Consider the following 11,990-nt stretch of genomic DNA (forward strand, 5'->3'; position numbering starts at 1 on the left):
GCGGTTCCGGCGGACACGGGAAGAGGAAGAAGAGAGAATCCGGAACCACCCACACACTACGGAAGCCGGAAGCCCGTCAGCGAGCAACTATCCTTGTCCTGAAGACATGTGACTGCCAGTTCACATCCATCGATGGAGCTTTATGCCCCCGATCAATCTTGGAATCCTGGCGCACGTTGACGCCGGGAAGACAAGTCTCACCGAACGTCTCCTGTTCGAGGCGGGAGTGGTCGACCACATCGGCAGCGTGGACGACGGCACCACCCGTACCGACTCCATGGATCTGGAACGCCGCCGGGGCATCACCATCCGTGCCGCGGTGACCTCGCTCCGGATCGGTGACGTGCCCGTCAACATCCTGGACACGCCGGGGCACCCGGACTTCATCGCCGAGGTGGAGCGGTCCCTGCACGTGCTGGACGCGGCGGTGCTCGTGCTGTCCTGCGTCGAGGGCGTGCAGCCGCAGACCGTCATCCTCTGGCGGGCGCTGCGCCGCATGAACGTGCCCACCGTGCTGTTCATCAACAAGATCGACCGTGGTGGCGCCGACGCGGACCGGGTCGTCGAGCAGATCCGCCGCCGCCTCTCCCCTGCCGCCCTGCCGCTGAGCCGGGCGACCGGCCAGGGCGGTGCGGAGGCCCGCGCCGAGGCGCTGCCCCTCGACGACGCGTCCCTGGTGGAGACGGTCGCCGACGTGGACGACACGGTGATGGAGGCGTGGCTGGAGGGCGAGGAGATCGCACCGGAGCAGATCCGCGCGGCGATTCGGCGCGCGGTCCCGGCCGGGACGCTGTTCCCGGTGCTCTGCGGCTCGGCCTTCACCGGCGCGGGGATCGAGGACCTCCAGGATGCGATCACCTCGCTCCTGAAGCCCTCGCAGGAGCACGTGAGCGGGTCCGCGGAGGGGGCCGTGGCGCGGACGGCGGAAGGGGCCGAGGAGGGGTACGCCGACGAGTCCACGGGCAGGCCCGGCACCGCCCGGTCGGCCACCGTCTTCTCCGTCGACCACGACGCGCGCGGCAGGCGGGTCTGGATGCGCCTGTGGGGCGGCGAACTGGCGATCCGCGACACGATCCCGGTGTCGGCGACCAAGGCCGAGCGCGTCACCGAGCTCTGTATCCCCGGTCCGGGCGGACTCGCCGTCGCGCGGCGGGCGTTCAGCGGCGACATCGTCGCGGTACGCGGTCTGTCGACGGCGCGCATCGGGCACGTCATCGGCACCCCACCGCCGAGGCTCCCCCCGAAGTTCCCCCCGGCGACGATGGTCGCGGCGCTGGAGCCCGTCGACCCCACCCAGCGCGGCGGGCTGTTCACCGCGCTCAGCGTCCTCGGCGACGAGGACCCGCTCATCGAGCCGAGGCTCGACGAGCTCGACGGCAGCGCGCGCATCCGCATCCACGGCGAGGTGCAGAAGGAGGTCGTCGTCGCCGTCCTGGAGGAGCGTTTCGGCGTCCGCACAGTCTTCCGCGACACCTCGGTGATCTGCATCGAGCGCGTGCTCGGCTCGGCGACCGCCGTCGAGGAAATGGACAAGAACGGGAACCCCTACCTCGCCACGCTCGGCCTGCGGCTGGAGGCCGGCGAGACCGGCAGCGGGATCACCTTCCACCCGGGCATCGAGCGGGGAAACATGCCCGCGGCCTTCATCAGCGCCTGCGAGGAGGGCGTGCGGTGGGCCCTCGAACAGGGCCTGCACGGCTGGTCCGTCACGGACTGCAAGGTGACCATGACGGCCTCCGGATACTGCCCGCGCCAGAGCCACGCACACCAGAGCTTCAACAAGGCGATGTCCACGGTCGGTGCCGACTTCCGCAACCTGGCGCCCGTCGTCGTCATGGCCTGCCTCGAGAAGGCCAGGACGCGGGTCTGCCAGCCGATCGAGTGCTTCGAGCTGGAGACGCCCGAGCCGACACTGCGGATGCTCATGAAGACGCTCGGGCGGCTCGGCGCGACCACGGAGTCCGTCACGGACTCCCTCGGTTACACCCGCCTGGTCGGCTTCATCCCTTCGGCGCGCATCGCGGAACTCGCCGCCACCCTGCCCAACATCACCGGAGGCGAGGGCGTGCTGACCAGCCGCCCGGACCACTACTCGGCGTTCCAGGGGGACGAGGTGCCGACGCGGCAGCGCGCCGGGACCGACCCCCGCGAGCGAGCGCTGTGGTTCCAGGCGATGCCGCGCTGATCCGGAGAACAGAAGGAGAGGGGGCTCCCCGCCATGACGGCGGGGAGCCCCCTCTCGTTGCCCGGCTGCTCAGCCGGTCAGCTGCTCGCAGAGGTCCGCGAGCGTCGCGCACAGCCGGGACAGGAACTCCTCGCCCGCGGCCACGTCGAACCGCGTGGGATCGAACTCGCACTCCAGACGGCACGTGTCGTCGTCGTACATCATGGCGACGACCTGGAACGTCCCCATGAACGACTCGTACTCGCCGGAGGTCTCCACGGGCGGCAGCCCGTGTGAGGGCTGCTCCCACGGCATGTAGTTCACCAGCCACTGCGCCGGACGCCGGGTGAGCGTGTCGTCGCCCGGCCCGCCGAAGGCTTTGAGGAGGTAGTCCCACGGGGTCGTCTGGTGGGGCACCAGACTCATCCAGGTCTCCCGCGCGTGCCGCACGGCGGTCAGCGGGTCGCTCAGGTCCTGGCCGCTCAGCCGCACCGGCATGTTGTCGGAGAAGCAGCCCAGCGTGTCCAGGTGCGCCATCGGGCGACCGGTCATGTTGACCCGGAAGGTGACGTCCGGCTCGGCGCCCATCGCGACGGCCGTGGAGACCACCGCGCCGAGGACGAGCACGAACGGCGTCGTACGGAGCTTGGCCGCCGCCCGCTTCAGCCGGGATGCCGGGACCGGCGCCGGCCGCCGCAGGCTCCACACCCTGCCGCTCGGCTCCCCGTCCGGGGCGATGCAGAAGGGCACCTTGAGGGCCTGGTCGGGCGTGGTGTCCTTCAGCCGGGCGGCCCAGAACTCGTGGGACGGCCCGATCCCCTCGGCGGGGTCCGGGAAGGTCTCGCGCTGCCAGCGCACCCAGTCGTGGTGCGAGCCGGACGGCACCTCGGCGCCGGGCATCGGCGCGAGCAGCAGATCGGTGAACGCCTGCTGGCTCAGGCCGTCGGTGATCAGGTGGTCCATGCCGGCCACCAGGTACCTGGCCGGGCCGTCCGAGCCGTCCGGGAGGGTGACCAGCGTGGCGTTCCACAGCGGTACGCCCGAGCCGTCGAAGGGCGTGCGCTCGCCCTGGCGGACGAAGGCGTTCAGCTCCTCGGGCGAGGCCAGGCCGGCCGACGTCAGCGGCAGTTCGATGTCGTCCGCGTAGAAGAGCCGTCCCTCGTCGAGCGACAGGTCGACGATCCGCATGGCGTCCTGCCGTGCCGTGATCAGTTCAAGACGGCGGCGGATCTCCTCGTCGGTCAGGTCCTCGCCCAGCGGCAGGGCCGTGACGAGGTTCAGCGGCCGTTCGCCGCCGCGCAGGACGGCCCGGCGCAGCCGGCCCTCCTGCTGCCAGGACAGCGGCCCCTCACGGCCGGAGGCCGTCGCCCCGCGCGAAAGCGCCAGGCGACGGCCTGCGTCGTTGCTCACTTCGTACGTCTCCGCTACTACTCGCCCGCGAGTTGGCCGCGCTCGTACAGGCTGGTCGCGTCGGCCTCGGTCAGGACGCCGGAGTAGATGCGGACCGGGCCGACCGAGCCGGGCCACTGGTCGACGTACTCGTCACGGAACCAGGCGTGGCCGAGCTGGACGCTCAGGTCGCCGTTCCACGTCGGCCAGCCCTCCGGGAGCTTCTCCTCGCCGCGGTCGGCGTGCGTCGGCACATGGATGCGCGCGACGCCGGCCTCCAAGTCGTACACGCCGACGACGAACACCCACTGGTCGACCTCGGCCGGCGTGAGCTCCTTGGAGGAGTACGCGTGCACCCAGTCCACCGGGCCGTCGTCCGAGCCGTCGATCGGGGAGGCGGTGAAGTTCCAGTGCATGTGGAAGTCGCCGGTGCCCTCACCGCCGTACTCGATGTTCCGCACACCGAGGTAGAACGGGCTGTGGTACGAGCCGCTCTGCGCGACGGCGGTCCAGGCGTACCAGTCCTTCGGGAAGCGCAGCTCGGCACCGACGAGGGCGCTGTCCAGGCGGAGCCAGGCGGCCACGCTGAAGCTCTGGTCGGTGACCACGGCGCCGCTCTCGCTGGCGAAGCTCATCGAGGCGCTGAAGGAGAGGGCACCCGCGGTGCCCTCCGGGCCGCTCACCCAGTTCGGCTCGCCGGCCGTCGTGAGGGTCAGGCCGTTGCCGGAGGAGTCGGCGACGCTGCTGCCCGACCCGTCGGTCATCTCCCAGAAGCCCTTGAGGACGGGGCGGTTGTTGTTCTCGGCGTCAGTCATCGCACTCACATTTCTGTCGTTCAACTCGTTCACGTGATTCGTGTCGTTCATGTGGTCCGTACGGTCCGCGGCCGCGAACAGCCGCCGCAGCCAGTCGGCCCGTGCGCGCCGGGCCGTGTGGGAGACCGTCGCGTCGGGCACCCACTCGTCGAAGCTGTGGAACGCCCCGCCCCAGACGTGCAGTTCGGCGTCGACGCCCTCGGCGCTGAGGCGTGCCGCGTACGCGATGGTCTCGTCGCGCAGTGCCTCGAAGGCGCCGGCCTCCACGTACGCGGGCGGCAGCCCGGCCAGGGACGCGGCGCGGGCCGGGGCCGCGTAGGGCGAGACGTCGGGTCCGCCCCTGCGGTCGCCAAGGAGGGCGGTCCAGCCCGTGACGCTCGACGTCGAGTCCCAGATGCCGTGTCCGTCCATCTGGCGGGAGGAGCGGGAGTCGACCCGGTCGTCGGTCATGGGGCAGAGCAGGAGCTGTCCCATGACCGACACCTCGCCGGTGTCCCGTGCCTTCAGCGCGACGCCGGCGGCCAGGGCGCCTCCGGCGCTGGCGCCGGTGACGAAGACGCGCTCCGGGTCGAACCCGAACCGATCCGCATTCGCGATCGTCCAGACCAGGCCCGCGTAGCAGTCGTCGACGGGCGTCGGGTCGGGGTGCTCGGGGGCGAGCCGGTAGTCGATGCTCACCACCGCGATGCCCAGTTCCTGAGCCTGGTCGAGATCGCGGCTGAGCTCGGCGCTCCGGTTGTGCCCGGCGAACATCCCGCCGCCGTGGATGGCGTACGCGACGGGCACCGGCCCGGTCGCGCCCGTCGGCCGCGCGATGAGTACCGAGACCGCGCCCGATGGGTCGCGTCCGAGGAGCTTCTCCGTCGTGAGCGTGAAGGCGCCGTCCCGGGTGATCTCCGCGTCGGTCAGCCGCGCCTCGTCGATGTGCTTGCGGTCGGTCAGGATGCGGTCGGGGGTGATGGACGACGGGCGTCGGCTCAGGATGTCCCGCAGCGGCCCGTCCAGTTCGTGGTCGACGGGCGGGACCCTGAGGTTCTCGGCGGCCGTCATGACGCCGACTCCGTCTGCGGGTGGCGGACGTGCAGCGTGCGGAACAGGCAGCGACGGTTGCCGGAGGAGTCCTCGTAGGCCGTACGCCCGTGGGAGAGGCGGGTGTTGTCGAAGATGACGGCCTGGTTCTCCCGCAGCGTGACCGTGCGCAAGTACGGCGATCCCGGCCGGGCCGCCTCGGCGAGGGCCGCGAGGCCGCGCGCGAAGTCCTCGGGGGACACGTCTTCGACCGTCTGGAAGGAGTCGGTGTCGGTCAGGCAGTAGTGGCCGACGAGCCGGTCCTCGATCACCGCGTACACGGGGCCGGTCTTCGCCTCGTTGCTGCCGTTGATGTTGGCGCGTCGCACCAGCACCCGGGGGTTCGCCAGGGCGAGGGCCGCCGGGAGGTCGGTGCGCAGCAGCTCGGCGTAGGCGCCGACCGAGTCGAAGAAGGTGTTGACCCCGCCCTGGACCGCCGGTGTCTGGCAGGACATCAGGGTGGCCTTGATCATCCCCATGGGCTGGAGCGTGCCGTCGACGTGCAGCTCCTGGCCCACGGAGCGGCCGAAGGACGGATGGTTCCCCGCCTCGGTACCGGCGTTCGCGCTGGCCGAGATGACCGAGACCGGCGGGGCGACGCGGTTGCCCAGGGTGTACAGCTGCGGGACGAAGGGCTCGCCGAGGCCGAGCGCCTTGCAGGCCAGCAGGTGGGTGTCCTCGGTGACCCGCTCGTCGGTGAATTCGACGAGCGCGAAGCCGTGGGCGTCGTACTGGCGGGCCAGTTCGTCGCCCGCGGTGCCGGAGAGTTCCGAGGCGCCCCGGACGGTCAGCGGCCGGTCCGGGAGGTCGGCGAAGGCCGGGGTGACGTGCGCGGCGGCACGCGTCAGCTCAGCGGTGAACGCCTCGGAGCCGTACGCGGTCCCGGAGCCGTACGAGATCTCGGTGTCGTGCGTGGTCTCGGTGTCGTGCATGGTCAAGGCATCCCTCGGCTCGTTCACGTAGCGTCCGCCACGTCGTTCGACCGGATGCGGTCCCGCACCGCGAGGGGTGGTGTGCATTGCTGATCACGGATGACGAAGGCCTGGGTGACCTCATCGACGGCCTGACGCACGTCGCCGCCGTTGTGGTGGATCTCCGCCAGGACGGTGCCTGCCGTCACGTGGTCGCCGATGCGGTGGTTCACGAGGATGCCCACCCCGTGGTCGAGGGGGGCGTCAGCCGAGATCCGGCCCGCGCCGACGCGCAGCCCGGCCCCGCCGATGCGGCGCGCGGAGACCTCGTGGATCCAGCCGTCGCGGTCGGCACGGACCTCCGTGACGTCACGCGCGGCCGGGAGGAGCTCCGGGTCTTCCAGGGAGGCTCGGTCCGCGCCCTGGAGCTCCGCCCAGCGCAGGAACTGTTCGAGCGCGGCGCCGGAGGAGATCGCCTCGGCGACCCGCTCGTCGGCGGCCTCGTCCGACAGCTCCGGGAGGGCGCTCTGGAGCATGACGCGGGAGAGCAGGGCGCAGGTCTCGGAGACTCCCCTGACGTGCTGTCCGCCGAGGACCGCGAGGGCTTCCTTGATCTCCAGAGCGTTGCCGACCGCCCGGCCCATGGGCTGGGTCATGTCGGTCAGCATGGCTTCGCACCGCAGGCCGAGGCGTCCGCCGAGAGCGACCATGGTGCGGGCGAGTTCGGCCGCCGCGTCGTAGTCGGCGATGAGGGCGCCGTCGCCGTACTTCACGTCGAGGACGACGCAGTCGGCGCCGACCGCCAGCTTCTTGCTGATGATGCTGGCGGCGATCAGCGGGATGCTCTCCACCGTCGCCGTCACGTCGCGCAGGGAGTACGTGGCGGCGTCGCCCGGGGCCAGGTCGTCGCTCTGTCCGGCGATCACCATGCCGGCCTCGGCCGCGACGCTGCGGAGCTCGTCGGCGTCCAGCGCGAGCCGCAGGCCAGGCACGGACTCCAGCTTGTCGACGGTCCCCCCGGCGTATCCGAGGCCGCGTCCGCTGAGCTTGACGACGGGCACGCCGCAGGCGGCGACGACGGGGGCGACGATCAGGGTGGCCTTGTCGCCCACCCCGCCCGTGCTGTGCTTGTCGACCACCGGGCGGGCCGGGTCTCCGAGCTGGAGCCGCTTGCCGGTGTCGACGTAGGCGAGGGCGAGGGCGGCCGTCTCGCTGAGGTCCATGCCCGTGCAGGCGACGGTCGCCAGCCAGGCCGACATCTGGTGGTCGGCGATCCGGCCGTCGACGAAGTCGTGCACCAGGCGCCGTACCGATTCCTCGGTCAGTGTCCGCCCCTCGCGTTTGGCGCTGATCGCCGCCTGGACGTGGAGCGAGGCTTCGGGATCGATGCCCGCACTCATATGGACTGCTCCGTGGACTGCTCCGGCGCGAGTGCGCGGGTCGCGGTGGTGATCCGCTCGGCGATCTCCTCGACCTCGGCGCTCGTGAGGGTCAGCGGCGGGCAGATGAGGACGGAGGCGGCCTGCTGGCGCACCATGAGCCCGTTCTCCTGACAGCTGACGACGAGGGCGGCCGCGGTGGCCATGTCGGCCATCTCGACGACGCCGACGAGGCCGAGGCCACGGGTGTCCACGACGCCGGGGAGGGTACGGAGCGGCTCGATCAGCTCGAGGAGTTCACGGCCCCGGTGCTCGGCGTTCTCCACGAGGCCCTCGCGCTCCATGACGCCGAGGGTCGCGATCGCGACCGCGCTGGCGGTGGCGTGGCCGGCGGTGGTGTGGCCGTACCGCAGGCCGCCGATGATCTCGTCGTCGGCGAAGGCCGCGTAGATGTCCTGGCGTGCCGTCACCGCGGAGATGGGGGCGTAGCCGGCGCCCAGGCCCTTGCTCGACACGAGGATGTCCGGTGCGGCGCCCTCGTGCTGGAAGGCGAACATCTTCCCCGTGCGGCCGTAGCCGGTGAAGATCTCGTCGAAGATCAGCAGGGCGCCGGCGTCGTCGCACAGCGCGCGGAGCTCGGTGAGGAAGCCCGGCGGCAGCACGATGCCTCCGCCGACGTTCAGGAACGGCTCGATGACCACCGCGAGGGGGGCGTCGCCGTCGGCGAGGGCCTCGGCGAAGGCGGCCGCGAGCACCTTGGCGGCCTCGGGGGTGCGCAGTTCCGCTGCGGGCAGCGGAAGCGTGACCCGGGTGACCTCGATCGGCTGCTGAAACGGGTGGCCGGTCGGCACGAGCCCGCTGAGCGTCCGGGTGAGGACCGTGGAGCCGTGGTAGCCCTGCGCGAAGGTGATGACGCGGTTGCGGGGGTCGCCGGTGATCCGCCGGTAGCAGGAGGCGATCATCAGGGCGGCCTCGATGCCCTCCGAGCCGCTGTTGAGCAGCAGGGTGCGCGACAGACCCTCGGGCATGTGCCCGGCGAGGACCTCGGCGAGACGGCCGGCGACCGGGTGGTTGGTCGCCGACATGTCGACGCCGTGCAGGGTGCGGAGCTGCTCCGTCGCGGCGGCGATGACGTCCTCGTTGCCGTAGCCGACCGTGGAGTTGAGGGAGGAGGCGTCGATGTACTCGCGTCCCGCGGCGTCCCAGACGCGCGAGCCCTGGCCCCGGACGATCATCAGCCGGTCGCGCTCGGCCTCGTTGCGCGACCAGGGGTGCCACACGTACCTCGAGTCGCGGACGCGCGCCGCGTCGTTCTCGGTGGCGTCGGTGTGCTGGGTGGTCTGGCTCATGCGTCCTGTCCTTCGCCGTGACCGCCCAAGGTGGCCGCGATGATCTCGTCGGGGGGTGACTCGGAGAGGTAGAAGTGGTCGCCCGCGACGATGTGCTCGACGAAGCCCTCGGGGGCGATCTTCGCCCATGGACGGATGTCGGCGTCGTCGTCGGCATCGCCGACGACGCAGGTCACGGGGCAGCACAGCTGTGGTTCTTCGCTCATGCGGTACGCGTGGAACAGCTTGCCGTCGCCCAGGGTGTAGGGCAGGACGAGGTCCTGGAAGTCGGGGTCCTTCGCGAGCTCAGGGTCGGTGCCGCCGAGCCGGATGAGCTGCTCGACCAGTTCCGCCGGGTCCTCGGACGGCGGCGGCAGCGGGCCGGGCAGCGGACCGTTGCGCGATCCGGAGGCGAAGAGGTGCACTACGGGGATGCCGGCCGCTTCCAGGGCCCGTGCCGTCTCGAGTGCGACGGCGGCGCCCAAGCTGTGGCCGAACAGGGCCAGCGGCTTGTCGGCCAGCGGGGCGATCGCGTCGGCGATCTCGCGGGCCATCTCGACCAGGTCCTCGGCGAGCGGGTCGTCGAAGCGGTGCGCCCTGCCGGGGTAGGCCACGGCGTGCACCTCGGCCTGCGGGAGCAGCGCGCCCCAGCCGGCGTAGAAGGACGCCGATCCGCCGGCGTGCGGCAGACAGATCAGTCGGACGGCGGCCTCCGGCCGGGGCGTCACGCACCGGAGCCAGTCCTGTGTGACGGTCATATGCGGTCTCCCTCCGACCGTACCCGGCGCCGCGCCTGCCGCCGGACGCGGTCACCACGGTCAGTCATTCCGGTGTTGCCGCCCTCTAGGAGGACCTTTGCCTGCGCGGTGGCCGTCGTGTGCCGGAAAAGGGACACGACGGTTGCGTGTCGTCCCGTATGTCGTTCGAGCGCGCCCTGCAACTTCATGAGGGTCAGCGAACTGCCGCCGAGATCGAAGAAATTGACGTCCGGCGGAACGGTCTCGACGCCGAGGACCTCGCGCCAGGCCGCGATGACCCGCTCGGTGAGGTCCTCGCAATTCTGCCGTTCCTCATTCGCCTTCTCGCTCTCCTTCGCCCCGGTTTCCCGGACGCTCCGTTCCAGGAGCGCCAGGTCGACCTTTCCGTTGGTCGTGACGGGGAAGTGCGCGTGAAGGTGAATGCGGTCGGGCCGGTACTCGGCGGGCGAGACCTCCGCGGCGGCCTTGCGCACGGCCGCCTCGTCGGCGCCCTCGTCCAGCCGCAGATGTGCGATGAGCGTGGTGCGTTCGGCATCGGTGAGGACCGCGGCGTCCGCGACGCCGTCGACAGCGTGCAGAACCAGTTCCACGGCTTCGAGCTGCAAACGCTGGCCGCGCAGTTTCACCTGACGGTCGACGCGGCCGAGGAACTCCAGCTCGCCGCTCTCGTTCCGGCGCACCAAGTCGCCCGTACGGTAAAGGCGTTCATTCGGCTCGCCCCACGGGTCCGCGAGGAAGGCGGCTTCGGTGGCGGCCGGGCGGTTCAGGTATCCGCGCGTCACTCCGGGACCGGCGACGCACAACTCTCCGGACTCGCCTTCGGCAACCGGCTTCTGCTGCTTGTCGAGCACGTACAACCGGGTACCGGGGACGGCCTGTCCGATCGTCGAGGGGGCGGGCTCCGTGTACCGGCGGAAGGTCGCCCAGACCGTGGCTTCGCTCGGGCCGTATTCGTTCACCAACTCGGCGCCGGGAACGGCCTCGAAGTGCCGCTGAATCAGCGAATCGTCCAGCGCTTCGCCGGCCACTGTGACCGACCGCAGGGATGTCAGATTCCCCAGCCCGCAGGCCGCGGAGTCGATGACCATGCGGTACATCGCGGGAATCATCAGCGTATGCGTGACATCGAATTCGCCGATGACCGCGGCCAGTTCGGCCGGGTCGCGACGCTGCTGATCGGATGCGACGACCAGGCATCCACCGGAGGTCAGGGTGCCCCAGATGCCCGCCACCGACGAATCGAAGGCGAGGGGCGACACCAGAAGGAAACGGTCGATGTCCGGATACACCGATCGGCGGGTTGCCGTGGAGTAAGCGAGCTGGCCGTGGCCGACCGGGACGCCCTTGGGCTCACCGGTACTGCCGGAGGTATAGACAACGTATGCCACACCGTCGGGCTCGGGACTCTTCCATTCCGGCTGTCGCCGGTTCGCCGCCGCCATGGATTCGGATACGACGGGCACGCCGGAATTCGCCGAATACGGCAGCGCCTCCCCCATATCGGACAAGACGGCCACGGCCCCGGAATCCTCGACGATCGCGCGGATGCGCTCCTCGGGCTGCGAGGCGTCGACCGGAACGTATGCCGCACCGGCGGCCATCACGGCGGCCACCGACACAATCATCGACAGCGTCGGCGGTTGCACCACGACGACACGGTCGCCGGGGCCCACTCCTATGGCGCTTAGTTCTGCTGCGAGCGCTCCGGAGCGCTCAAGCAGCTCCTCGTAAGTAAGTTGTCCCGATTCGCCCACGACGGCGAAAGAAGCCGGATTCCGTACGGCAACCGCCCTCAAGGTGTCGAGAACCGAGTCTGCACTGGCGCAGCCCTCGGGAAGCCTACTGTCGGCCATGGTGGTCACACCCCCGTTACGATCCACACTGCCAATCCAGATCGTAGCGCGCAAGATCCAGAGGGCATAGCCGCAATCTGTTCGGTCAAAACGGCTTGAACACACAACTTTTGACGCAGCGTCAGCAATCCGAAGAAGGATGCACGGCCGCCGCGAGGACACGAACGAACGCGCATCAGCGTACTGTTCGAGGTCAAGGACTGCCCTGAAGCTGCAGGTTCCCGCCCGCCAGCGACAGTGTCAACGCCGCGTCCCCATGCGATACTTCAAAGCCTCACGCAAGTCGGCTACCTTCTCAAAGTGCGAACACGTTGAGGTTTAGGCC

The 11,990-nt window shown here is 70.5% G+C and carries 8 protein-coding genes; 1 reads left to right on the plus strand and 7 read right to left on the minus strand.

Annotated features, from left to right (window positions below; all coding sequences use genetic code 11):
* Positions 1–142: 142 nt before the first annotated feature.
* Positions 143–2,185: a translation factor GTPase family protein gene (locus MTF69_RS37570; RefSeq protein ID WP_243341049.1), complete on the plus strand. Its 2,043-nt coding sequence runs from the start codon at positions 143–145 to the stop codon at positions 2,183–2,185.
* Positions 2,186–2,254: 69 nt separating this feature from the next.
* On the opposite strand, the gene MTF69_RS37575 is transcribed toward MTF69_RS37570, so the two are convergent.
* Genes MTF69_RS37575 through MTF69_RS37605 form a run of 7 tightly spaced genes read right to left on the minus strand, consistent with a single transcriptional unit; the run spans position 2,255 to position 11,665 of the window.
* On the minus strand, positions 2,255–3,574 hold the full coding sequence (locus tag MTF69_RS37575; RefSeq protein WP_243341051.1) for a condensation domain-containing protein: 1,320 nt from the start codon (positions 3,572–3,574) through the stop codon (positions 2,255–2,257).
* A 17-nt stretch (positions 3,575–3,591) separates the two neighbouring features.
* Complete coding sequence (locus tag MTF69_RS37580) at positions 3,592–5,418, minus strand: alpha/beta hydrolase fold domain-containing protein (protein ID WP_243341052.1); 1,827 nt, start codon at positions 5,416–5,418, stop codon at positions 3,592–3,594.
* Complete coding sequence (locus tag MTF69_RS37585; RefSeq protein WP_243341055.1) at positions 5,415–6,368, minus strand: TauD/TfdA family dioxygenase; 954 nt, start codon at positions 6,366–6,368, stop codon at positions 5,415–5,417. The genes MTF69_RS37580 and MTF69_RS37585 overlap by 4 nt, the downstream gene beginning before the upstream one ends.
* A 23-nt stretch (positions 6,369–6,391) precedes the next feature.
* Complete coding sequence (locus MTF69_RS37590; RefSeq protein WP_243341056.1) at positions 6,392–7,747, minus strand: thymidine phosphorylase; 1,356 nt, start codon at positions 7,745–7,747, stop codon at positions 6,392–6,394.
* Complete coding sequence (locus MTF69_RS37595; protein WP_243341058.1) at positions 7,744–9,075, minus strand: aspartate aminotransferase family protein; 1,332 nt, start codon at positions 9,073–9,075, stop codon at positions 7,744–7,746. The genes MTF69_RS37590 and MTF69_RS37595 overlap by 4 nt, the downstream gene beginning before the upstream one ends.
* The gene (locus tag MTF69_RS37600; protein ID WP_243341059.1) at positions 9,072–9,812 is read right to left on the minus strand and encodes a thioesterase II family protein; all 741 of its coding nucleotides are present in this window, start codon (positions 9,810–9,812) and stop codon (positions 9,072–9,074) included. The genes MTF69_RS37595 and MTF69_RS37600 overlap by 4 nt, the downstream gene beginning before the upstream one ends.
* The gene (locus MTF69_RS37605) at positions 9,809–11,665 is read right to left on the minus strand and encodes a non-ribosomal peptide synthetase (RefSeq protein ID WP_243341116.1); all 1,857 of its coding nucleotides are present in this window, start codon (positions 11,663–11,665) and stop codon (positions 9,809–9,811) included. Before MTF69_RS37605 ends, MTF69_RS37600 begins: the two co-directional genes overlap by 4 nt.
* Between the last annotated feature and the right edge of the window lie 325 nt (positions 11,666–11,990).

The sequence above is a fragment of the Streptomyces sp. AP-93 genome, from assembly GCF_022808175.1.
Taxonomy (GTDB): Bacteria; Actinomycetota; Actinomycetes; order Streptomycetales; family Streptomycetaceae; genus Streptomyces.